Annotated in this window: 19 protein-coding genes; 10 read left to right on the top strand and 9 right to left on the bottom strand. The window is 69.9% G+C overall.

The genetic code is table 11. The features are described from left to right. Window positions 1-113 precede the first annotated feature (113 nt). Window positions 114-797 (top strand): TetR family transcriptional regulator, encoded by a 684-nt coding sequence (locus tag ACIO9J_RS19605; protein ID WP_402000601.1) that lies wholly within the window; start codon window positions 114-116, stop codon window positions 795-797. 17 nt (window positions 798-814) lie between these two features. On the opposite strand, the gene ACIO9J_RS19600 is transcribed toward ACIO9J_RS19605, so the two are convergent. Next, window positions 815-1,981: a PP2C family protein-serine/threonine phosphatase gene (locus ACIO9J_RS19600; RefSeq protein ID WP_402000599.1), complete on the bottom strand. Its 1,167-nt coding sequence runs from the start codon at window positions 1,979-1,981 to the stop codon at window positions 815-817. A gap of 72 nt (window positions 1,982-2,053) precedes the next feature. Beyond that, on the bottom strand, window positions 2,054-2,542 hold the full coding sequence (locus ACIO9J_RS19595; protein WP_402000596.1) for a GNAT family N-acetyltransferase: 489 nt from the start codon (window positions 2,540-2,542) through the stop codon (window positions 2,054-2,056). 61 nt (window positions 2,543-2,603) lie between these two features. Between ACIO9J_RS19595 and ACIO9J_RS19590 the strand changes: the two genes are divergently transcribed. The 3 genes from ACIO9J_RS19590 to ACIO9J_RS19580 all read left to right on the top strand — a co-directional run bounded on the left by ACIO9J_RS19590 (window position 2,604) and on the right by ACIO9J_RS19580 (window position 8,086). Beyond that, window positions 2,604-3,515 (top strand): TIGR01777 family oxidoreductase, encoded by a 912-nt coding sequence (locus tag ACIO9J_RS19590; RefSeq protein WP_402000593.1) that lies wholly within the window; start codon window positions 2,604-2,606, stop codon window positions 3,513-3,515. A 753-nt stretch (window positions 3,516-4,268) separates the two neighbouring features. Then, entirely contained in the window at window positions 4,269-5,672 is a 1,404-nt protein-coding gene (locus ACIO9J_RS19585; protein ID WP_402000591.1) for an NAD(P)/FAD-dependent oxidoreductase, read from the top strand. Between the two features lie 242 nt (window positions 5,673-5,914). Beyond that, window positions 5,915-8,086 carry a family 20 glycosylhydrolase gene (locus ACIO9J_RS19580; protein ID WP_402000588.1) on the top strand — a complete coding sequence of 724 codons (2,172 nt, stop codon included), beginning with the start codon at window positions 5,915-5,917 and terminating at the stop codon, window positions 8,084-8,086. Between the two features lie 54 nt (window positions 8,087-8,140). Here ACIO9J_RS19580 and ACIO9J_RS19575 read toward each other — a convergent pair whose 3' ends face one another. Then, window positions 8,141-9,577, bottom strand: a complete 1,437-nt coding sequence (locus ACIO9J_RS19575) for a regulator (protein ID WP_402000586.1) — start codon at window positions 9,575-9,577, stop codon at window positions 8,141-8,143. Window positions 9,578-9,794: 217 nt separating this feature from the next. Between ACIO9J_RS19575 and lipB the strand changes: the two genes are divergently transcribed. The 4 genes from lipB to ACIO9J_RS19555 all read left to right on the top strand — a co-directional run bounded on the left by lipB (window position 9,795) and on the right by ACIO9J_RS19555 (window position 12,952). Further along, window positions 9,795-10,592 carry a lipoyl(octanoyl) transferase LipB gene (gene lipB, locus ACIO9J_RS19570; protein WP_402000583.1) on the top strand — a complete coding sequence of 266 codons (798 nt, stop codon included), beginning with the start codon at window positions 9,795-9,797 and terminating at the stop codon, window positions 10,590-10,592. Window positions 10,593-10,721: 129 nt separating this feature from the next. Next, window positions 10,722-11,687 (top strand): lipoyl synthase, encoded by a 966-nt coding sequence (locus ACIO9J_RS19565; RefSeq protein WP_402000580.1) that lies wholly within the window; start codon window positions 10,722-10,724, stop codon window positions 11,685-11,687. A gap of 324 nt (window positions 11,688-12,011) precedes the next feature. Further along, entirely contained in the window at window positions 12,012-12,215 is a 204-nt protein-coding gene (locus tag ACIO9J_RS19560) for a hypothetical protein (protein ID WP_055545136.1), read from the top strand. Between the two features lie 29 nt (window positions 12,216-12,244). Beyond that, window positions 12,245-12,952, top strand: a complete 708-nt coding sequence (locus ACIO9J_RS19555; RefSeq protein WP_402000576.1) for a DUF4191 domain-containing protein — start codon at window positions 12,245-12,247, stop codon at window positions 12,950-12,952. A gap of 125 nt (window positions 12,953-13,077) precedes the next feature. Here the strand turns inward: ACIO9J_RS19555 and ACIO9J_RS19550 are convergent, their stop codons facing one another. Continuing rightward, window positions 13,078-13,545 (bottom strand): RDD family protein, encoded by a 468-nt coding sequence (locus ACIO9J_RS19550; RefSeq protein ID WP_402000573.1) that lies wholly within the window; start codon window positions 13,543-13,545, stop codon window positions 13,078-13,080. A 315-nt stretch (window positions 13,546-13,860) separates the two neighbouring features. Here ACIO9J_RS19550 and glnA point away from each other — a divergent pair, with 315 nt between their 5' ends. Then, window positions 13,861-15,270: a type I glutamate--ammonia ligase gene (glnA, locus tag ACIO9J_RS19545; RefSeq protein ID WP_402001136.1), complete on the top strand. Its 1,410-nt coding sequence runs from the start codon at window positions 13,861-13,863 to the stop codon at window positions 15,268-15,270. Window positions 15,271-15,669: 399 nt separating this feature from the next. Here the strand turns inward: glnA and ACIO9J_RS19540 are convergent, their stop codons facing one another. The 5 genes from ACIO9J_RS19540 to ACIO9J_RS19520 form a co-directional block, all read right to left on the bottom strand. Beyond that, complete coding sequence (locus ACIO9J_RS19540; RefSeq protein WP_402001133.1) at window positions 15,670-17,307, bottom strand: ADP-ribosylglycohydrolase family protein; 1,638 nt, start codon at window positions 17,305-17,307, stop codon at window positions 15,670-15,672. Window positions 17,308-17,325: 18 nt separating this feature from the next. Further along, entirely contained in the window at window positions 17,326-18,003 is a 678-nt protein-coding gene (locus ACIO9J_RS19535) for a DarT ssDNA thymidine ADP-ribosyltransferase family protein (protein ID WP_402000570.1), read from the bottom strand. Beyond that, window positions 18,000-19,394, bottom strand: coding sequence for a 3'-5' exonuclease (locus ACIO9J_RS19530; RefSeq protein WP_402000567.1), 1,395 nt, complete (start codon window positions 19,392-19,394; stop codon window positions 18,000-18,002). Before ACIO9J_RS19530 ends, ACIO9J_RS19535 begins: the two co-directional genes overlap by 4 nt. Window positions 19,395-19,696: 302 nt before the next feature. After that, window positions 19,697-20,242, bottom strand: coding sequence for an NUDIX domain-containing protein (locus ACIO9J_RS19525; protein ID WP_402000564.1), 546 nt, complete (start codon window positions 20,240-20,242; stop codon window positions 19,697-19,699). Between the two features lies 1 nt (window position 20,243). Beyond that, window positions 20,244-21,605 (bottom strand): tetratricopeptide repeat protein, encoded by a 1,362-nt coding sequence (locus ACIO9J_RS19520; RefSeq protein ID WP_402000562.1) that lies wholly within the window; start codon window positions 21,603-21,605, stop codon window positions 20,244-20,246. 235 nt (window positions 21,606-21,840) lie between these two features. Between ACIO9J_RS19520 and ACIO9J_RS19515 the strand changes: the two genes are divergently transcribed. After that, the gene (locus ACIO9J_RS19515; protein ID WP_402000559.1) at window positions 21,841-22,596 is read left to right on the top strand and encodes a hypothetical protein; all 756 of its coding nucleotides are present in this window, start codon (window positions 21,841-21,843) and stop codon (window positions 22,594-22,596) included. The last annotated feature ends 76 nt before the right edge of the window (window positions 22,597-22,672 follow it).

Below are 22,672 nucleotides of genomic sequence, written 5' to 3'. Positions count from 1 at the left end.
GGCGTTCTCCACTCTCGCGATCTTGCCTTCGGTTACACGGTACGCCTGGGTGGCACAATGTGCCACTACGGCTAGACATGCCCATCTGGCTCGGGCGGCGTACTCTTCGACGGGTGAGCACCCAGTCGCCGGCCCCGCCCCTCTCCCTCACCGAGCGCCGCAAGCTGGCCACCCAGCTGGAGATCGCGCACGCCGCGGCCGCGCTCTTCACCGAGCACGGCACCGACGGCACGACGGCCGAGGCGATCGCGCACCGGGCCGGGGTCGCGCTGCGCACCTTCTACCGGTACTTCCGCACCAAGCAGGACGCGGTGGGTCCGCTGCTCGCCGTCGGCGGGGAGCGGTGGCGCGCGCTGCTCGCCGCGAGCGAGCCGGGCGCCGGGCTGCCGAAGGCCCTGGAGGCGGCGATCGCGGAGGCGCTCGCCGCCCGGGACCCGGCCGCGGCGGACGGCCTGCGCCAGGCCCGCGGCCTGCTGCGCGCCGCGCAGGACGACCCGGCGCTGCGGGCGGTCTGGTACCGCGTGAACCAGGAGTCCGAGGAGCGGCTGCGCCCCGTGGTGGCCGCCGTCGCGGGCCCCGGAGCGCCCGCCCTGGAGATCCGCCTGGCGGCGGCAGCGGCGACGGACGCGATCCGGATCGCCCTGGAGACCTGGGCGGAGTCGGACGCGGACGTCACGGGGCCCGGCTCCCCCGCGGACCTCGCGGTGCGGTGCCTGCGGGAACTGATGGGCGGGATGCGGCTGTTGACGCGGGCGAAGGGCTCGGCGGCACGGCCCGGCCCGGAGACCTCCGCCTGACAGGGACCCTCCGCCTACTAGGAATCCCCCGGCACCGCGGTGGCGCCACCGCCCGCGACGCCGGGCTCCGGCACCGGATCCGGCGCGAACACCATCATCGTCACGTCGTCCCGCACGCTGCCCGCGTAGCCCACCACGTCCGACCAGACCCGCTCCGTGAGGGCCTGCGGGTCGTCCAGGAGCGCGGCGTCCGCCTTGAGCATCGAGGCGAGGCGGTCGGGCAGCGGATAGAACGTGCCGGTCGCGTCCCGCGCCTCGCTCACGCCGTCGGTCGGGGCCAGCAGCAGATCGCCGGTGAGCAGCGGCACGGTGAGCTGTTCGGGCGGCGCGAGGCCCGCGAGGCCGAGGCCCAGCGGGGTGCCCGCGGGCAGCGCGAGCTCGGTGACCTCGGAGCCGCGCAGCAGCAGCGGGGGCGGGTGACCGCAGGAGACGACCCGTACGACGGAGGCGTCGTCGGGGAATTCCAGGAGCACCGCCGTCGCGAACAGCTCGGCGTGCTCGTCGGCCGCCGAGTCCACCACGAGCCTGCGGTCGAGGCGGGCGGCGACGCCCTCCAGGTCGTGCTTGTCGAGGACCGCCTCGCGGAACGCGCCGAGCAGCGCGGCGACCGTGCCGACCGCGGCGAGCCCGTGCCCCTGCACGTCGCCGACCACCGCCCGCACCCCGGTGGGCCCCCTGCGGACGTCGAAGAAGTCGCCGCCGACGAGCGACTCGTGCTGCGCCGCCTCGTACAGACCCGCGCAGCCCACCCTGCCGACCCGCTCCGGCAGCGGTGGCAGGACCGCGAACTGGGCCGCCTCCGCGACCGTGCGGACCGTGACGAGCTGGGCCTCGCGGCGGCTGCGCACCCAGGCGAAGACCACACTGAGCAGCGCGATGAAGCTGATCGTCAGCTCGTCGCTGGTGCCGGGGTGGCCGAGGCCGAAGCCCGGCAGCGAGAGCAGTATGACCACGAAGCCGCTGAGGATCGCGGTGGCGGCGGGGCCGTACGACAGGGCGGCCAGCGGCGGCACGGCGGCGACCAGGAAGCTCAGGTCCACCGTCTTCGGGGTGACCAGCTGGATGAGGACGATCGCCAGGAGGAGCAGCGGCGGGGGCCAGCGCACCCAGGGCGGCGGCGGGGTACCGCGCAACAGCCAGTCGCGCTGGTCCGCCTCGCGCCGTCTGGCCGCAGCCCTGATCATCTCTTCACGCTCCTACGGCGGGCGGCACACCGCACCCCGGGCCGGTCCGTCGGGTGCGGTGCCCCCCCCCGGTCAGAGGGGGCGGCCCATGAGGACGTCGTCGACGTACGCGCCGTCGAGCAGGAACTCGCCGGGCAGGACGCCCTCGGTCACGAAACCCTCCGCTTCGTAGAGCGCACGGGCCGGGGTGTTGTGCCCGAGGACGCGCAGCGTGATGCGGAGCGCGCCCTGTCTGCGGGCCTCGTCCATGGCCGCCCTGATGAGCCGCTTGCCGATGCCCCGGCCGCGCAGCTCCTCCGCGACGACGAAGCCCTGGATCTGCCGGACGTGCGCGTTGACCAGCAGCGGCGTCGGATAGCCGAGCTTCACATAGCCGACGATCCGCCCCGCCACCTCGGCGACCAGGTGGTCGCGCGGGCCGAAACGGTCGTTGAAGAAGGGGTCGTACGGCGGCTGGGGGCGCGGCTGGACCGCGTGCAGCGTGGACCAGGTGGCGCGGTCGAGGCGGGCGAGGGCGTCGTCGTCCTCGGGCAGGGCGGTGCGTATGTGCATGTCCGGCATGGCGCCACTGTACGGCGGCCACCGCACGCCTCACGGCCGTTTTTGCGGGCAGGATGGGCCCATGGAAACCACACGGTCCCGCGTCGCCGTGGCCGGCGCCTCCGGGCTCATCGGTACGGCGCTGACCCGCTCCCTGGCCGAGGACGGACACGAGGTGGTGCGCCTCGTGCGCAGGGCGCCCCGCGCGAAGGACGAGGTGCGCTGGGCCCCCAAGCAGGGGCGGGTGGACACGGCCGGGCTCGCCGGGTGCACCGCGGTCGTCAATCTCGCGGGCGCGGGCATCGGTGACCGCCGCTGGACGGACGCGTACAAGCGGGAGCTGCGCGACAGCAGGGTGCTCGGCACGACGGCGCTCGCCTCGGCGCTCGCCTCGCTCGACGAGGACGAACGGCCCGAGGTGTTCGTGAACGCGAGCGCGATCGGCTACTACGGGGACACCGGGGACCGCGCGGTCGACGAGAGCGCCCCCGCCGGTGACGGCTTCCTGCCGTCGCTGTGCGTGGAGTGGGAGGAGGCCACGGGTGCGGCGCGGGAGGCGGGCGTACGGACCGTGGTGGCGCGCAACGGTCTGGTGGTGGGCCGGGGCGGCGGGGCCTGGGGCCGGCTCTTCCCGCTCTTCAAGGCGGGCCTTGGCGGGCGCCTCGGGGACGGCAGGCAGTACTGGAGCTACATCTCCCTGCACGACGAGGTGGCCGCGCTCCGGCACCTCATCGACAGTCCCTCACTGTCGGGCCCGGTGAACCTGACGGCCCCCGACCCGCTCACCAATCGTGAGGTGACGGCGGCGATGGGCCGGGTGCTGCACAGGCCCACGCTCTTCACGGCACCGGCGCCGGTGCTGCGCGTGGTGCTCGGAGAAATGGCGGACGACGTGCTCGGCAGCCAACGCGTACTGCCGTCCCGCCTCCTGGAGTCGGGCTTCTCCTTCGCTTTCCCCACCATCGAGGAAACCCTCCGAGCGGCCCTCCGCTGACCCCACCGACCGCCCCCGTACTTGTGCCGCTGTCCCCTCCCCTCGGCACCGTGGTGCCGTGCCCACCCGTGCCGCCCCAGCGGCACGATTGCCCACGGCGGGAACACCCTGCGTCCGGCGCGACGGCGCGTTGGGGTGGGGGAGGCGGCGGGCTTCTTCATTCGGTTCAGCGGCGCAGGTGACAGGGATGGCGGTGCCGGGCCGCAGCCGCGAGCGTGCCCTGCTGCACGGGGCGGCACGGCGACGGAACCCGCGCCCGGCCCGCAGCCGCGAGACGGCCCGAGGGGACGTGGCGGTATGTCTGCCCGGAGCACAAGTGGCCGCGTACCGAGGTGCATGACCACGACGGCTCACCGGGATAGCGAGGACGGACATACCGCCGCGGCCCCGCCCCACGACGCACCCGAGGCGCGACAGGCCCCACCGGCCCGCAGCCGTGAGCGAGACCCGAGGGGACGCGGCGGTATGTCCGCCCGGAGCACAAGCAGCCACGAGCCGAGGTGCATGACCACGACGGCTCACCGGGATAGCGAGGACGGACATACCCCCGCGGCCCCGCCCCACGGACGACCAGAGCGAACCCCGCCCCAGCCGCCTGCACAGGCACCGTGCGACCACCGTGCGACCGTGCCCGGTCCATGCGCGACTGCCCCCGACCGCCCCCGCTCCTACCCTCGACCCGAACTCGTGGATTCCGGAGCCCAGTTGGGGGCATCAGGCCCCCACAAGCCCGCGCGACCTCTGGAGGGGCACGTGCTAGAGCCTGCGCACCATGCTGATGTCGTCATCGTGGGGGCCGGGGCCGCGGGGCTCTCGGCCGCACACCGGCTGACCAGCGCCGGTGTCACGACCGTCGTCCTGGAGGCCGCTCCCTGCGTCGGCGGCCGCATGTCGACCGAGAAGCTGGACGGCTTCCGGCTCGACAGGATCGGGCAACTGCTCACCACCTCGTATCCGGAACTCCGCCGCACCCCGGGCCTCGACTCACTCGTCCTGCGCCCCTTCTCCCCCGGCCTCCTCGTGCACAGCGACGGCCGCCACCACCGCGCGGCGGAGCCCCTTCCGGCCCGGAGCGCAAGGGGCGCACTCAGCACAGCGCGCGCCCTCGCGAGCGCCCCCCGCGGCCCCCGCGGCCCCCGCACGGCCGGCCCGCGCGCAGCCCCCCGCCTGGCACCGCGCCTGGCACCCCGCACAGCGCTGCGCCCCCCGTCCCGCCCCACCCCCCTGGGTGGCCCCCTCGACCAGGCCCGCCTGGCCGCCGCCCTCGCCCGCCTCGCCGCGACCCCCGTGGAACGCCTCCTGTCCCGCCCCGAACTCCCCGCCGGAGACGCCCTGTCCGCCCGCGGCCTGCCCGCCCGCACCATCCAGGGATTCCTGCGCCCCCTGCTCTCCGCGCTGCTCTGCGACCCCGGCCTGAGCACGTCGAGCCGCTGCGCGGACCTCGCGCTGCACGCGTTCGCGCGCGGCCGCCTCTGCCTGCCCGAGGGCGGCGCCGAGGTGCTGCCCGAGCTGCTCGCCGCCGCCCTGCCACCCGGCACGGTCCGCACCGGCGTCCGCGTCACCTCCGTCTCCACGTCCTCCGTGACCACCGCGGCGCACGGCGAGATCGGCTGCCGCGCCGTCCTGCTCGCCACCGACGCCCGCGCCGCCGCCGAACTCCTGCCCGGCCTGCGCGTACCGCCCTTCCACGAGGTGACCGTGGTGCACCACACCGCGCCCGAGCCGCCCCTCGAAGGAGCCGGGCTGCTCCTGGACGCGGACCGCGCGGGCCCGGTCGCCCACACGGCGGTGGTCAGCCAGGTCGACCCCTCGCGCGCCCCCGCCGACCGCGTGCTCATCTCCTCGACGGTGCTCGGCCCGCCGCCCGACCAGCGCGCCGTCCTCACCCACCTCGCCGATCTGTACGGCACCCCGACCGACCGCTGGGAACTGCTCGCCGTGCACCACACCCGCGAGGCCGTGCCCGCGATGCCGCCCCCGCACGACGTCCGCCGTCCCGTGCGGCTGCTCGCTGGGCTCTACGTGTGCGGCGACCACCGGGACACCAGCACGGTGCAGGGCGCACTGCACTCGGGCCGCCGCGCCGCGCACGCCGCGCTCACGGACTTCGGCATCACCACGGCGTACGCCCCTGAGTCGCTGCCCGCGGCCGCCTGATCCATCCGACCTCTGTCCCGCTCCCCCGGAAGCCCCCGCGCCCCCCACGCGGGGGCTTTCCCCTTGCCCCGGCCACCGCACACCGGTCCCCACGGACCCCGCCCACCTCTGCAACTTCCCTTGCCACATGGGTAGTACACGGTTACCGTCCCCCGGAATCGCCAAGCAGCGGGAGGACCGACGTGCGTCGCACCTTGCCGGTGGTATCGCTCATCCTCGGCCTATTCATGGGAGCTCTAGCCTTGCCCACCGCCCACGCCGACGGCCCCCGCGAGGGACCCGCGGGGGCGGCGGAACCGTCCGCCCCGCCGTCCGTCATCCCCCGCCCCACCGAGTGGCACGCGCTCGACGGGAACACCTCGCTCACCCGCCGCACCCGCGTCCTCATCGACCCGCGCACCGCGTCCGCCACCGCCCTGCCCGCCGGACGCGCCGAACTCCCGGGCCCGGCACGGCAGTCGGTACGGCAGCTCGCCACCCGGCTGCGTACGGAGATCGGGCAGGTCACCGGCGTCACGCCACGCCTCACGAGCGGCGGCCGCCCGGCGGCGGGCGACATCGTCCTGACCCTCACCGACCAGGGCGCCCCCGACGGCGAGGGCCCCCTCGGCGCCGAGGGCTACCGCTTCGACAGCCGCGGCCCCGTCCGTATCGAGGCCGCCTCCACGCACGGCCTCTACTACGGCACCCGCACCCTGCTCCAGCTCCTGCGCGCCACCGCCGACGACCACCGTGAGGTGCCGCGCGCCACGGCGACGGACCGCCCCGCGCAGCGGATCCGCATGGTCCACCTCGACGCGGGCCGCAAGTACTGGCGGATCCCGTACCTGGAGAACCTGATCCGCAGGATGGGCGACCAGAAGCTCAACACGCTGCTCCTGCACCTCTCCGAGTCCGAGGGCTTCCGCCTGGACAGCCCGAGGTTCCCCGGCCTCGCCGACCCGGAGCACAGCTACAGCCGCGCCGACATCGAGCACCTGAAGGCCTTCGCCGCCCGCCACCACGTCCAGCTGATGCCCGGCCTGGAACTCCCCGGCCACGCCACCGTGATCAGCGAGGCCTTCGGCATCGGCTTCGGCTCCGGCGAGAACCCCTGTACGGGCGCGCACACCCACTCCCACCTCACGCCCGACTGGATCATCGACATGACCAGCGAGCGGGCGGTCGAGAAGTCGAAGGAGATCGTCGACGAGTTCGCGGGCTGGTTCGACGCGCCGCTGTTCTCGATCGGCGCGGAGGAGGTGCCGGGACAGCTCGCCCAGTGCCCGCGCGTGCAGGACCACCTGGCCGCGTCCCCGGACGTCAGCACGCTCGGCGATCTGCTCAACCGCTACATCAACACCCTGGACGACGTGGTCACTTCGCACGGCAAGCGCACCGCCGTCTACAACGGCTCCGAGCACCTGGACGCGCCCCAGCAGCAGGTGCACTTCCCCGTCGTCTTCCTCGCCTGGGAGGGCACCGGCGCCGAACCCGCCGTCCCCGGCCACGACGAGATCGCCATCGGCCCGTTCTACGACACCCCGAACAACTACCACCACACGTACCCGGACGAGCCCTGGATGTACGACGGTTGGGCGCCGAGCACCGCGCCCGACATGCTCGGCGCGGGCGTCACCAACTGGGCCGACTACAACTTCTGGGCCGACGACGGCTACTTCGAGCAGCACATGGCGGGCGCCCGCGCGATCCTCGCCGACCGCGCCTGGAACAGGTCCGCGACCCCGGACACGCTCGCCGACTTCCGGGCCCGCGCCGCCCGCGTCGGCGACCCCCCGGGGACGACACCCGCGCCCGTGCCGCCCCGCGTCCAGGGCCGCCCCAGCCACCACTGGACCTTCGCCGACGCCTCGTACCCGAGCGGCTGGACGTACGCGGGCAGCCCCGGCAACACCCTCCTCGCGAAGGACGTGGCGGGCGGCCTGTCCGGCACGTCGTACATCATCGACAACCCCACGCCCGTGCCCGGCGTGCACGGCCGGGCCTGGCGGTTCGACTCCGACCGGGACGGCGTGGGCTTCGGGGGCCTGGACGTCGCCGAGCCCTGGACGGTCTCGGTGCGGGTCCGCGCCTCGGCGCGCACCCCCGACCAGGTGCTGCTCAGCTCCAAAGCAGGCGCCCTGAAGCTGATGCAGCACGGCACCGGCAAGGTCGGCTTCACGCGCTACGGCGCGGCCGACCACAGCTTCGAGCACACGCTGCCGCTCGACCGCTGGACGCGGCTGACCTGGGTGGCGACGCCGGGACACACGGTCCTGTACGCCGACGGCGAGCGGATCGGCGCGATCGACGCCTCGATCCCGCTCCCCCTGCGCTCCATCGGCACGGAGAAGGCGAGCCTGCGGGGCGACGTGGACGACCTCGTCACGTGGGACGAGGCGCTGTCCCCCGGGGAGGTCCGGCGCCTGAGGTGAGGGCCTCCGTCGCGGCGGGCGGAGAGTCCCGCCGCGACGGCGTCCGGCGCGGGCCTATCCGAAGGCCGCGACCCGGTCGCGGTAACCCCGCACGGGCGCCGCGTCCCGGTACGGCTCCAGACGCCGCTCGAAGTCCCGCACGTACTCGTGGGCCCGCGCCGACCGCATCTCGCCCGCGGCCTGCGCCGCCTCGGCGCCCAGCTGGCAGGCCTGCTCCAGCTCGCCGAGCCCGAGCCGCGCGCTGGCGAGCACCACCCGGCAGAACAGCCGGCTGCGCGCGAAGGCGGGCGCGCGCAGCTGGAGCGAGCGCTCGGCGTACTGGGCGGCCGCGCGGTACTGCTGGAGATCGCGGTAGCTGTGCCCGAACTCGTCCGCGAGCTGGGCCTCGTCGAAGAACCGCGCCCAGTGCGGCACTTCGTCGCCGGGCCGCGCCGCTTCGAGCGAGCGCTCGGCCCGCACCAGGGACGCCGTGCAGGCCCGCACCTCCCCGAGCACCCCGTGCCCGCGCGCCTCCGCCGCGTACAGCAGGGCCTGGACGACGGGCGGCGCCGACGAGCCGACGCCCTGCTGGGCGACGCGGGCCAGCTGGACGGCCTCGCGCCCGTGCCCGAGATAGACGGCCTGGCGGCTCATGGTGACCAGGACGTACGAGCCGTACGCACGGTCGCCCGCGGCCTGCGAGAGGCGCAGCGCCTGGACGTAGTACCGCTGGGCGAGGCCGTGCGCCACGATGTCGTACGAGGTCCAGCCCGCGAGCCGGGTCAGATCGGCGGCGGCCGCGAAGAGCCGCCGCCCGGCCTGCTCGCCGTAGGTGCCGCGCAGCATCGGCTCGGCCTCGTGCTCCAGATAGCGCACCAGGGCCTGCCGGGCGTGCCCGCCGCCGTAGGCGTGGTCGAGGGCGCGGAAGAGTTCCCCGACGGCCCGCAGCGCCGCGATGTCACCGCTGGTGACCCGCTGCCCGGGACCGCGCTCGGGCCCCTGCCGCTGGCGGGGTACGACGGGGCGCCCCTGGACCGGCACGCGCGAGTCGCCCTCGCCGCGTCCCACGCGCTCGTCGGCCCTGCCGATCAGCCAGTCTCTGCTCGGCACGACGAGGCCGGCCGGGGTGAACGCGATCTTCCGGAGTTCCGCGTGGCTGCCGGAGTCCTTGCGCCAGAGGCCGCCGACGATGTCGACCGCCTCCTCGGGGGACGCCGCGAACTCCAGGCCCGCGTAGACCGGGGCGCACGCGTCGAGGCCGAGGTCCTGTGCGGACAGGCGTCGCCCGAGCCGCCGTGTGAAGACCTCGGCGATCAGCGCGGGCGTGGTGCCTCTTGGTTGCTGACCGCGCAGCCATCGGGTCACGGACGTCTTGTCGTAGCGCAGGTCGAGGCCGTGCTCGAGCCCGAGCTGGTCGACGCGGCGCGCGAGGCCCGCATTGGAGAACCCGGCTTCCGAGATGAGCGCGGCTAGCTGGCGGTTGGGGGTTCGCTGCGGGGGTCGTTCCGTCATCGGCTGTGCGGTCTCCTGCCTTCCGGGCCTGCCTTGAGCAGCCCTTATGGCCTCGTGAACGGCGCGAATGTAGCGGCCATCGGGGCCCTCTCCGGGCCCTTCGCGCACCATTCATCCGATCGTGTGAGGAACCCGGGCCTGAGTTGCCGCCGGAGGGGGCCCGTACAGTGGCAGAGGCGCGATGTGTGCACGGTGAACGTTCAGGGAGGCACCTGCCGTGAGTGAGTTTCGGTTCGTCCGGCTGGGCTTCGGCCCGGACGCCGTCGAGTACCAAGAGGCGTGGGACGAGCAGCGCCGCGTGCACGCCGCCCGCTTCGCCGACGAGGTCCCCGACACCTGCCTGCTCCTGGAGCACCCGCCGGTCTACACGGCGGGCCGCCGCACCGAGGACAGCGAGCGCCCGCTGGACGGCACGCCCGTCGTCGACGTGGACCGCGGCGGCAAGATCACCTGGCACGGCCCGGGTCAGCTGGTCGGCTATCCGATCCAGAAGCTGCCGCGTCCGGTGGACGTCGTAGCACATGTGCGCCGCCTGGAGGAGGCACTTATCCGTACGTGTGCGGAGTTCGGCCTGGAGACCTCGCGCGTCGAGGGCCGCAGCGGCGTCTGGGTGCTCGGTGACCCGGTGGAGCGGCGTCCGGCCCTCGGCGGCCTGTCCCTGGACTTCGACCCGCGCCTCCAGGACGACGAGTTCGACGCCCGGTTCAACGGTCCCGAGTACGCCCCGTCCAACGCGGGCCAGCGCCGCGAGGACCGCAAGATCGCCGCGATCGGCATCCGCGTCGCCAAGGGCGTCACGATGCACGGCTTCGCGTTCAACGTGAATCCGGACAACACCTGGTTCGACCGGATCATCCCGTGCGGCATCCGCGACGCGGGCGTGACCTCCCTCTCGTACGAGCTGGACCGGGAGATCACCATCGCGGACGTGCTGCCCGTCGCCGAGCGGCACCTGCGGGACGTACTGGAGAACGCGGAGCTCAAGCCGCGCCCGGTCGAGAAGGCCACCGTCTAGGGCGGGGCCGGGCCCGGGGGAATGCACCCCCTTGGCCAGAGGTTGGCCACAAGTAAGGCCAACGACATCACGGGCGTACCCTGGTGTGCGCCGCAGAATCGAAGATACGCCAGCTAATAGGGAGCCGATGTGTCCGCAGTCGCACCCGACGGACGCAAGATGCTGCGCCTGGAGGTCCGGAACGCCCAGACCCCCATCGAGCGCAAGCCCGAGTGGATCAAGACCCGGGCGAAAATGGGCCCCGAGTACAACGCCCTGCAGAAGCTCGTGAAGAGCGAGGGTCTGCACACGGTCTGCCAGGAGGCGGGCTGTCCGAACATCTACGAGTGCTGGGAAGACCGCGAGGCCACGTTCCTCATCGGCGGCGACCAGTGCACGCGGCGCTGTGACTTCTGCCAGATCGACACCGGCAAGCCGCAGGCCCTCGACCGCGACGAGCCGCGCCGCGTCGGCGAGTCCGTCGTCACGATGGACCTGAACTACGCCACGATCACCGGCGTCGCCCGCGACGACCTGGAGGACGGCGGCGCCTGGCTGTACGCGGAGACCGTGCGCCAGATCCACGCCATGACGGCGGAGCGCGCCGAGGGCTACACCAAGGTCGAGCTGCTCATCCCCGACTTCAACGCGGACCCCGACCAGCTGGCCGAGGTCTTCTCGTCCCGCCCCGAGGTCCTCGGGCACAACGTGGAGACGGTGCCGCGGATCTTCAAGCGGATCCGCCCCGGCTTCCGCTACGAGCGCTCGCTCGAGGTCATCACCAAGGCCCGCGAGGCCGGCCTGGTCACCAAGTCCAACCTGATCCTCGGCATGGGCGAGACCCGCGAAGAGGTCAGCGAGGCGCTGCGCCAGCTGCACGAGGCGGGCACGGAGCTCATCACCATCACCCAGTACCTGCGGCCCACGCCGCGCCACCACCCCGTGGAGCGCTGGGTGAAGCCCGCCGAGTTCGTGGAGCTGAAGGACGAGGCCGAGCAGATCGGCTTCTCCGGCGTGATGTCCGGGCCGCTGGTCCGCTCCTCGTACCGCGCGGGCCGTCTCTACCAGATGGCGATCGAGAAGCGCGGTGCGTACGTCGCCTCGCAGGCGGTCTGAGCTTCACGAGCCGTCCGCGTCACACAGGCCGTCCGACGGAGGCATCCGCCTGGCACATGCCGGGCGGACACCCACTGTGTGAATCGGCGCACAAGCACCTACCAACCAGTAGTGGCCGTAATGACGCGGCCCGTACGATCCCCGCAGGTGAACGGGACCGTACGGGCCGCGTCAGTGTTTTGGGCCGTCGCGTCAAGGTTTCATCGGTGTTTGACCGGTCGGTCACGCCCTGGTAACACCAATCAGTGACCCTGGTACTACCGCACGTACAGCCTTACCCATAGCCGCTCCCCCCACCCGAGCCGCTCCCCAGGAGGGCCCATCATGCAGGCCGCGCCCGTACGCGCCACCGCCATCCCGTCCGTCACCGACGCCCTGCGCGCCGTCGAGTCGCTGCTCATGAGCGGCGGCCAGCGCACCGCACGCCGCAACGCCTGGACTTCCGTGCTCGAGGACCGGCGCCGCGCCAAGGACCGGGTCGAGGCGCAGCGCGTGCTTGAAGAGGCCGTGACAACCCGCACGTCGTAGTCGGTACCGGGGGCACGTAGACTCACAGCATGGCGAGGAAGGAAACCACCGCGGCGGCTTCGGCCGCGGAACCAGGGCGACTCAAGCAGATTGCCCTCACCTACAAGATGACCCGGCGGGCCGACTCGAAGATCGGCCTCATCATCGCGGCTGTGGGAATCGTCACCTTTGGTGTCTTCCTCGCGATCGGCTTCTGGCTCGGTCACCCGATCTACCTGGGCATTCTCGGCTTCCTGCTCGCCTTCCTCGCGATGGCGATCGTCTTCGGACGCAGGGCCGAGCGGGCCGCCTTCGGGCAGATGGAGGGCCAGCCCGGCGCGGCGGCCGCGGTGCTCGACAAGATCGGCCGCGGCTGGACGACGACCCCGGCGATCGCGATGAACCGCAGCCAGGACGTGGTGCACCGCACCGTCGGCAAGGCGGGCATCGTGCTGGTGGCCGAGGGCAACCCGAACCGGGTCAAGGGCCTGCTGGCCGCCGAGAAGAAGAAGATGGCGCGCATCGTCGCGGACGTCCCGGTGCACGACGTCATCGTCGGCACCACGGACGACACGGTCTCGCTGAAGAAGCTGCGCACCACGCTCCTGAAGCTCCCCCGCGTGCTCACCGGCCCGCAGGTCACCGCGACCAACGACCGGCTGCGCGCGATGGGCGACCTCATGTCGAACATGCCGCTCCCGAAGGGCCCGATGCCCAAGGGCGCTCGGATGCCGCGCGGCGGCCCGAAGATGAAGTAGTCGCCGTCCACGTCTTCCCAGCTTCCTGACCACGTACGACGAGGGCCCCGGAACCGATCGGTTCCGGGGCCCTCGTCGTATGCGGCCTCGTCGTACGTGGTTGGCCGCTCGCCGCTCTCCGACGCTCAGATCCGGATCTGGACGGCGCGGGCGAGGCGGTCGTGCAGGCCGCGGCCGTCGCGGTCCCAGATGAGGGCCGGGACGGCGACGCACAGCAGCACGCTGCGGAGCAGGACGCGGCCGAAGCCGAGCCGGTCGCCGCCCTCGGCGACGACGCGCAGCCGGAAGAGCGCCTTGCCGGGCGTCGCGCCGATCGTGCCGACGGTGAGCACGCTCATCACGAAGAAGATGCCGAGGGCCCAGTTGCCCATCGCCTGCTGGTCGCCGCGGGCGAACAGGCCGTACGAGATGACCATGCACAGGCCCCAGTCCACGGCGATGGCGCCGATGCGGCGGCCGGGACGGGCGATCGAGCCCGGCCCCTCCTCCGGCAGGCCGAGTTGCTCGCCCCGGTACCCGAAGTCGACACCGGCGTCCTCCGCGGCCGCGCGCGGGCCTGACAGCCACGATCCGATTGCTTGCCTGTTGTCCACCCGTCCACGGTACTGCGCCCGTTTTCGTACGGGGACGGGCGGGGTCGTGGCGGGTTCGCGGCGGCTTCGCAGCGGGGGGCGCGGTGGGTTCGCAGCGGGGGCACGGCGGGCTCGCGGCGCGGCGTACGTCACAGGGCCACCACCGCGCCGTGACGTGCCGCAGCGACGCGGGTCGGTTAACTTCGGCGAAACAAATGGGTCATGCTTGAGAAATCCCCCGTCCTTATGGTCGGGTCCCAGCGTGTGCCACCGCACTGGCCGCACCAAGAGCCGTGACCCCGTCCCGCCCCGGACGGGAGTAGGAGGAGTTGGATGTTGTTCCAGAACGCCGACGACGCGAAGAAGTACATCGCGGACGAGGACGTCAAGTTCATCGACGTCCGATTCTGCGACCTGCCCGGTGTCATGCAGCACTTCACGATTCCGGCGGCGGCGTTCGACCCGGACGAGGAGCTGGCCTTCGACGGTTCGTCGATCCGTGGCTTCCAGGCCATCCACGAGTCCGACATGGCGCTGCGCGCGGACCTGTCGACGGCCCGGGTCGACCCGTTCCGCCGCGACAAGACCGTCAACATCAACTTCTTCATCCACGACCCGATCACGGGCGAGCAGTACAGCCGTGACCCGCGCAACGTGGCGAAGAAGGCGGAGGCGTACCTGGCCTCCACCGGCATCGCCGACACGGCCTACTTCGGCCCGGAGGCGGAGTTCTACGTCTTCGACAACGTCCGCTTCCAGACGTCGGCGAACGAGAGCTTCTACCACATCGACTCCGAGGCCGGCGCCTGGAACACCGGTGCGGTCGAGAACAACCGCGGCTACAAGGTCCGCTACAAGGGCGGTTACTTCCCGGCCCCGCCGGTCGACCACTTCGCCGACCTCCGCGCCGAGATCTCCCTCGAACTGGACAAGAACGGCCTCCAGGTCGAGCGCCAGCACCACGAGGTCGGCACGGCCGGCCAGGCGGAGATCAACTACAAGTTCAACACGCTGCTCGCCGCGGCCGACGACCTGATGCTCTTCAAGTACATCGTGAAGAACGTCGCCTGGCGCAACGAGAAGACCGCGACCTTCATGCCGAAGCCGATCTTCGGCGACAACGGCTCGGGCATGCACGTCCACCAGTCCCTCTGGGCCGGCGGCGACCCGCTCTTCTACGACGAGCAGGGCTACGCGGGCCTCTCGGACATGGCGCGCTACTACATCGGCGGCATCCTCAAGCACGCCCCCTCGCTCCTGGCGTTCACGAACCCCACCGTGAACTCCTACCACCGCCTGGTCCCCGGCTTCGAGGCCCCGGTCAACATGGTCTACTCGCAGCGCAACCGCTCGGCGGCCATGCGCATCCCGATCACGGGCTCGAACCCGAAGGCCAAGCGCGTCGAGTTCCGCGCGCCGGACCCGTCCTCGAACCCGTACCTGGCCTTCTCGGCGCTGCTCCTCGCGGGCCTCGACGGCGTCAAGAACAAGATCGAGCCGCCGGAGCCGATCGACAAGGACCTCTACGAGCTGGCCCCCGAGGAGCACGCGGGCGTCGCCCAGGTCCCGACCTCCCTCCCCGCGGTCCTCGACGCCCTGGAGGCGGACAACGAGTACCTCCAGGCGGGCGGCGTCTTCACGTCCGACCTGATCGAGACGTGGATCGACTACAAGCGCACGAACGAGATCGCTCCCATTCAGCTGCGGCCGCACCCGCATGAGTTCGAGCTTTACTTCGACATCTAAAGATCGGGTCCGGGTGACCTGGGAGGCTTTCGGGGAACATGTGGTGACCTGCGAAAACACTGCTCGGCAGTGCTCGCTGTTGCTGCTTGGTTTCCGCCCTCTTGTGCACCGCGTGTGCACCGCCGGACCGATCTCCTGACGTAGCGTCAGCAACAGTGAGGCCACCACACCGGATGGAGTGGTGGCCTCATTCGTACTTGGGTGGCTCCACCGAGACCTACGCATTGCTAGAGCCAGCAAGGTCAGTCGGGCGGTGTTCCTAGTTCACAACGGCCCGCTTTCCCTGGTCAGGAACTCGTATCACGTCAAAGCGTGCCACTCGTTCCAACGGGTGGTACGCAGTCCACTCACGCATGAGATTCCTGCGTCGCCTGCATCACCCCTAGCCATCACCGTGACCTACTCCTGATAGGTGCGCGCCAGCAAGCCTGCGAAGACTGCAGCACGTTCTACGCCGTATCGGCCGCTCTTAGCGAGATTGAGCAATACGCGGCCCACTTCCTCAGGGGGGTATCCCCTGCGGGCCAAGTCCTGGACTAGTTCGTCAAGGGGTGGTGCGGGACGGGGGTGTTCATCAGCCAACGCACCCTCGACGCGTGATCGCGGGGCAGAAGATGCCCCTGAGCGCGGTTCGGCAGTATCGAAGAGTGCTGGTTGCTCTCGCACGACGTCCTCCGCTCGTCGGGCGCGCTGTCGCCTCTCCGGAGGAAGCAGACTCGCATTGAATGGCCGAAGCTCTTCTCGGGCTCGGACCAAGACGCTTTGCCCGAAAGGCAGGGTTCCCCAGACGTACGTGGCCTGGCTACTGTGCGCCGGCGCACCAGCCTTGAGAAGTCCTAGCCCTGCCAAAGCGGGCCCTGCGTCGGTACGGCCGACCAGGTCGAGAGCGGCTTTGGGGGGGCTCCAAAGAAGCAGATCAGGATAGGCGAAGGTAGCTGCTTCACCACCCTGGGAGATCTCCCACAAGCGCCTGGACTCGCGATCGATGTACTGGTCGTCTTGCACGACGCCAGGAGCGGGCGTACCGGTGACGGCACCCAAAAGGGCACCAGCCATGGTGGCGATGGTGTCGGTGTCAGAACCGAGGGTATTTGCGGCGAGCCGAATGCCTTCCTCGGGACTGTCTTGGCGGCCGAAGGCAAGCATGGCGGCAAGCAGGGTAGTGATCGTGCCTGACCCTCTGGTTTCGCTATGAAAGCCTCCAAGACGCTCTACAAGGTGACTGTAGCTGTCGGGGGCTAGCGGCGAAGCCGGGTCAAATGCCTCTAGGCCGGCGCGGCATTCTGCGGCGACTGTGACGGCGGCCGCACGGAAATCGCCGCCGGCAGCCTGAGCCCATGAGGGCAGCCAGAGATAAGCAAGTTCGTCGTCCTTGTCGATGATGTCGGGAACGTGCTCCAGCCAGTCGATCGTGGTTCGCCAGTGATCGGGACCGGGGATCGAGTTGGTCTCTAGAGCATGGGCAAGGAGCAAAGCGTGCAGTACGGCACCGAGGATGCCGCGGGGATGCCCGTGGGTGCTGACGGCGTTGCGAACAACGTCGCGGGTGATGCGGTCCCAGTCGGTAAGATCGCGGGCGGACCACACGTGGGGCTGGATACGCATGGCGGCCCCGTTACCGCCGATGTCGGTGTAACGAGCGGCTTTGGTCGCGAAGATGTTCTGCGACCACTTGGCGTCGACCCGCATCAGACCGGTGGCTGCCGCCTTGGTGCCGCGCCCGGCGCCGAGGGCGTATGCCTGCCATGCGACTAGTTCGACCTTGGCGAAGGCGTCAACGTCGAATTCACCGTTGCCGCGAATCGCCCGGGAGGTGGCCAAGCGCAGCTGGGTGTCATCGGAGTAGGCACCAGCTGGCAGCGGCATGTCGCGGCCGAAGCGACCTCCCACGCGCCGTTTCCAGGGCACAGTGGTTGATACCGTCTCGTGTCCGATACGGCGCCGCACCCCGTCAATGTCGGTGAGTTCAGAGATGAAGCCGAGCGCGTCTCCATACGCCGCCCACTGTGCGGAGGCGCGTACTGCCTGCCATTGCATGGCGTTCACCGTAGTCCTTTACCTGCCGAACGAAGCTGGGTCGACGATGATGTCGACCTCATCATGTGCGCTGGCACTGACAATGGCATTGGCTTTGGCCGCATCGTCCTCGGTGACGACGTAGATCCGTTGCAGGTAGCGGGTGGGGACTGCTTCGGGGTAGAGCACCTCGGCCTGGGGGTTGGTGGGTTGGTGAGGCTGTTTCTGTCGGCGCTGCATCGTTTTGCCGAAGCCATAGGGGACGCTAGAAGCAAAGAGTGCTTCAGCTGCACGTGCGCCTTCGACCGGCACGATCCCCTGGTAGGCCATGTTGCTGGGCGCGAAGAGTACGCCAGGGTGGGTCATGATGACGGGATCAAAGCTGAGGACAGCCCAGAAGAGATCCTCATTGGCCCACCAGTCATCGCTGCTCTTACGCAGGAACCGGTGGTTGGGTTCGCTGATGCTGAGGTTGACGCAGCGCTGGTACCTCGCGTCTTCCCACCGGAGCCGAGTGTTGGCGTGGTAGATGCTCTCCAGGTATTTGTCCTGATCGAGCAGAGCCCGAGCCTTGCACAGCTGTTCCACGAGGATGCCGAGTAGACCGCGGTTAGTGGTGAAATGCACCAATTCGACGATCTTCCGATCGTGGATGAGGGTCCCTATCGCCTCCGAGTCTTCCTCCTCGTGCTTAACGGGAGGAATGGTGCCCGTCATGCGGTCTTCACCTCGTAGGTGTCAGGGTCCATACAGGCGATGAGGTCGCTGACTTCGGAGGGCTTGTACGTGACTGTGAGCGTCTTGCGGGCGCGACCGGCGGACATAGCAAGCAGGCGCAGGTGGGCATCTCGCTCGCTGTCGCCAGGCTCCGCAGCATGGGGCATGACTTCGCTGTTCAGGCCGACGATGACGACATGGTCGAACTCCAGCCCCTTGACGGAATGCATGGTAGACAGCGCCACGTTGACCGGCCCCGTGGGCCAGTCCGCATTACGGGTGAGTTCCACCCACGCCAGCCCCGCCGAGTTCAGGCGGTTCTTGACTTCTCCGAACCAGCCCTTGGCATGCAGGATGGCCACGGACTCGTCGTTGTCCGGGCCCAAGCTGTCGATGAAGCCGATGACGTAGTCCATCTGCTGGGTGAAGGTGCCCTCAACCAGCAGCGGCTTCGGGCCTTCCGCCTCACAGGAAGACAAGTCAGGAATCGCCGAATCATCCGTCGTTTCCACTTCCTGCAACAGCGGTGCGGCAAAAGCGGCAATCTGCCGAGTGTTACGGAAGTTCTTCGACAGGTGCTTGCTGTTGTGCGGCCCGACCGACAGACCGACCTCCGACCAGGTGAACCGCTGGGGGTAGATGCGCTGAGCGGCATCGAGTACGAAGGTGAGGGTGTGCTCGTCTGTAAGGTGATTCAAGATGGCCCGCACCTGGTTGGCAGAGAAGTCCTGCGCTTCATCGACCACCACGACGTGGTACGGATCGTCGGCCCTGCGTACAGCCATGGCAGCGGCCAAATCTGCCCAATCCCAGACCTGGTGCTCCTTCTTCCACTCCTGCAGAGGCCGTATCACCTCGTCGAGCAGTCTTCGGCGCAACGAGGCAGGCATGCGGGGACTGCGACCACGCCCTTGCCGGTCGCAATCAATGTACGCATCCAACTGGTCCGGCTGGAACCGTCCGAGCACGTAGTCGACCTCGGAGCGCACGAAGTCGCTAGCCAGCGGGAGGTCCCTTGCGAAGGCGCCCACCTTGGCATTGCGAACGCGCTCGTTGAGAATTTCGTCGTGCGCGACGCGGTCAGACGCCCACTTGGCGAAAGTCGACGTAGTCAGCAGAACGTCGTTGCCCGAGATCTGCTCCTCGGTCAGTGCCTCGATATAGCCGCGCAAGGTCCGGTTGTAGGTGAGAACCAGGACGCGTACGGGGCCGTCGATGAATCCGGTCTGGTGGCGGCGCTTCCAAAAGCCCACCGTAAATTTCAACCGGTACAACGCCGTTGTGGTCTTTCCGCTGCCCGCAGCACCCCGCACCACAAATACACCGGGTTTGTAGTTGGTTATCACCGTGAGCTGCTCGCTCGTCGGCTTCGTTGGCCGCAGCACCTTCATCCTGAGCGTCCCCTCCCCAAGGTGACTCCGCAGAGTGACGCCCATGTTAAAAGCAGATTTACCTACTGCGCGACAGAAGACGCGGTTCCGCCACACTGTCGTCAAGATGGCCGAAAGTAGGTGGGTGTCGGTTCGACTCTGCCGGCTTTCCTTGCCCGTCTCCCGCAGGACGTCAAGACTGTCTGCCAGGGTGACTCATCACAGCTGATCGGTAGATCAACTGTCGTCGGCGAGCTGCCATCCTTGCGTTGTGAAAGCCTGGCTCACCTGTGAAAAGCCGGTAGCCACCGCAGCTGGTGAAGTTAGTTCCTCTTCACAGACCAGCCGTCCAGCGATACCTCTGGGCCTCCATCCAGGTAGCGGTGGAGCGCACTGGCGGTGGTGTCCACGAACTCCTCGGGAATGGCGTCGGCATCAACCCAGCGAACCCGAGCGTGTTTGCGCGGCTCGCGGTTCTCAGGCTCGCCTGACCATTCATGGGCTACGAAGACGACGGTAAGGAAGCCGTTGGGGGCCTCAACTCCCCATGCTCCATGGATGATGTGGGCGACCTTGAGGGACTCGGTCTTCACCATCAGACCGGTCTCCTCATAGAGCTCACGCACTGCGGTTTCGGTGATCGGCTCGCCAGGTTCGCTCTTACCTACGGGCAAATCCCACATGCCGCGCGCGAACTTCGCGTTCTCGCTGCGCTGCAGCAGCACGACACGGTTGGTGACCTTGTCGTGGACGATGACGGCCGCGACCAGCAGGGTCATCGAGTCAAGTGCGGGCTTGAGGGCTTGAGGGCGGGCGTCGGTCGTCGGCTCAGCCACGGGGTTCCCTTCGTCGGCCTGGTTGGTGGGCATGTTAGGCGAGTGCCTCGCGGGCTCGGTGGGCAAGCTGGACCGCGCCTGGCACCTTGCGGCGCTGGTAGATCGCGAGGGGCGAGCGCAAGGACGAGATGGCCTTGCGAGTGCGGTCCGACCTCATGCCCTCCATCAGGGTCAGGGACTGCGACCATGCGGCGATTGCCTCGTCGGCACGGGCCTGGGCAGCAAGGCTGTCGCCCAGGTCGGCGTAGGTCAGGGCGTGGACGCGCTTGTACTCGACCGGGTCCCAGCGGGTGAGTGCAGCTCTGTGTTGGACCTCCGTGCCAGGGTGGTCGGCGAGGTCGGTAAGGGTGCGCGCCGTGTGGCTGGCCACAGTGCCGGCGGCTGGGCCGCTGACGCGGGAGTAGCTGGGCTGCGGGTCATCCTCGCGGAGCAGTGCGTCCTCGGCAGCGAGGAGGGCGCGGGCGGCGGATGGCTTCTCGCCGATGGCGGCGTATGCGCGGGCGTGGGTGATGTGGAGGAGGGCTTCGGTCTGGCCGTCTACACGACCGAGGCCGCGGGTGAGCGCGCCTTCGACGAGGTCGACGCAGTGGTGGGGCTGCTTGAGGCTGAGGGCCTGGTGGGCGAGGGCGCGCATCATCCAGGCGGCGTGGCCGTGTGGGTCGGCCTCGCAGGCGAGTTGGTAGCCGACCTGGTAGTAGCGCTGGGCGGCGCCTTCCTGGCCGAGATCGTGGTGCTTCCAGCCAGCCAGGTAGGCGAGTTCAGCGACCGCGCCGAAGGCTGCTTGGCGTAAGGCTTCGTTCGGGAAGCGGGCTCGGAGCATGGGGGCTGCGGTGTCGGCGAGGTAGGCGGTGACGGTGGTCAGGCCGTGGCCGCCACCTAGGCGTTCGTCAGCGGAGCTGAACGCGGTGGTGATCTGGCGTACGACGTCGACGTCCTCGGCGCCGACCAGGACTCCCCCGGTACGGGCGCGGAGCATGCGGGAGGTCGCCTCGTGGTCGTAGGCGAGCGGCATCGCCACCCCGGCGGTGGTGAAGGCCGCGATCGCCAGGAAGCGCCGGCGGTCTACGTCGGCGCGGCCCAGCTCCGTTGCGGCGACGACTGGATCAGGGTTCGCGGTGGCGGTCGGCGTCTCCGTCTGGCCGCGCAGGCCGATCTCCGTGGGTGTGACTGTGCGTGCCAGACGACGGGACAGGGCTTCGGCCAGGTACTGGCCCATGCGGCCGCTCGGCTCACGGGCACCGTTAACCCAGTGGGAGATCGCGGACTTGTTGGTCTGGAGGATCTCGCCGTTCTCGGCGGCGATCCGGCGCACGTCCTTCGCCAAGACGTCGAAGGTGCAGCCGCTGGCAGAGATTACATCGCGTAGGTGTGAGTTGGGCTGGGTGGGCGTTGGCACGACCTCCCCCGATCAGGAGCTGTAAACCGCGTATACCGCTTCCGCCGCCTCACACCGTACCCACTGTGCGTGACGACCGGTTCACTAATCATCAGCCGCCCGGAACGGTTCCAAGTTCCGATCGACCGTGATCCAGGCTCCCCCTTCCTGGTCCGGGCGGCCTCAAGTTCCGTACGACCGCTTCGGGTTCGGGCATTCCTGTGCCCGAACCCAACCGATGAGAGACGGAGACACCGTGACCACCATCGATACCGCGGCCATCACGGTCGTGCTGCCCGAGGCGTTCGACGAGCGCTGGAGCCGCCTGCCCGGCGTCCAGGTCGACGGCTGGCGCATCACCATCGACCCGGCCGAGTACTTCTTCCGCTTCGAGTCCAACACCTGGCTCGTCGCCGACTGGGAGCTGGTCAAGGAGCAGCTGCTGGGCGTGGACGAGACGACCGAGAGTGCGGTCGAGCAGCTCGCGCTCGACTTCATCAAGGAGCACGCGCGCCCAACCTCGGACGCCGCACCCGTCTTGGCCACGGCGTACGAGGTGTACGCCTACCTGTTCCGCGAGGAGCACCTTGCCTCGCTCGGTCTGCCGCAGATCACCGCCGAGCATCTGCGGATGCTGCGCGAGGCAGCCACGCTCATGGCCCTGAACAAGGTCGAGCTGGACGGACACATCTCCAACGTCGGCCCGTGTTGGTTCTTCCCCGCCACCACCTCCGTCGTCTTCGACCTGGACGTCGACATGGGCGGCCTGCTCGACGAGGTCTACCACGGCGGTTGGTTCAACGAGCACCGCCGCATCGAGTCCATCAAGGCCCACGCCGCTCTCGGCGGGCGCCTGGTCCACGGCTGCCAGTCCGTGCCGGACCAGTCCGGCGGCGTCGTTGCGCCCTACGGTGCGTCGATGGGCAACTTCCGTGATGACCTTGCCCAGTTCAAGGCTGGGTGGATCGAGCAGGTCTACTCCCACCGCGTGACCGGTAACCCGGCCGCGTAGCCCTTCGACGAGGCTCCGGGGCGGGATGCCACCGCAGCACTCCTCCCGCCCCGGACGCCTTCATCCCCGTACAGGA

The organism is Streptomyces sp. NPDC087300, from assembly GCF_044744425.1.
Classification (GTDB): Bacteria; Actinomycetota; Actinomycetes; order Streptomycetales; family Streptomycetaceae; genus Streptomyces.
The sequence above is the reverse complement of the archived record's forward strand: the minus strand, read 5'-3'. Positions and strand labels throughout refer to the sequence as shown.

Coding starts and splice junctions, on each gene's coding strand:
- ACIO9J_RS19600 (WP_402000599.1), bottom strand. CDS start 1,981: ATGATCAGGGCTGCGGCCAGACGGCGCGAGGCGGACCAGCGCGACTGG.
- ACIO9J_RS19595 (WP_402000596.1), bottom strand. CDS start 2,542: ATGCCGGACATGCACATACGCACCGCCCTGCCCGAGGACGACGACGCC.
- ACIO9J_RS19590 (WP_402000593.1), top strand. CDS start 2,604: ATGGAAACCACACGGTCCCGCGTCGCCGTGGCCGGCGCCTCCGGGCTC.
- ACIO9J_RS19575 (WP_402000586.1), bottom strand. CDS start 9,577: ATGACGGAACGACCCCCGCAGCGAACCCCCAACCGCCAGCTAGCCGCG.
- ACIO9J_RS19560 (WP_055545136.1), top strand. CDS start 12,012: ATGCAGGCCGCGCCCGTACGCGCCACCGCCATCCCGTCCGTCACCGAC.
- ACIO9J_RS19555 (WP_402000576.1), top strand. CDS start 12,245: ATGGCGAGGAAGGAAACCACCGCGGCGGCTTCGGCCGCGGAACCAGGG.
- ACIO9J_RS19540 (WP_402001133.1), bottom strand. CDS start 17,307: ATGCAATGGCAGGCAGTACGCGCCTCCGCACAGTGGGCGGCGTATGGA.
- ACIO9J_RS19535 (WP_402000570.1), bottom strand. CDS start 18,003: ATGACGGGCACCATTCCTCCCGTTAAGCACGAGGAGGAAGACTCGGAG.
- ACIO9J_RS19530 (WP_402000567.1), bottom strand. CDS start 19,394: ATGAAGGTGCTGCGGCCAACGAAGCCGACGAGCGAGCAGCTCACGGTG.
- ACIO9J_RS19525 (WP_402000564.1), bottom strand. CDS start 20,242: ATGCCCACCAACCAGGCCGACGAAGGGAACCCCGTGGCTGAGCCGACG.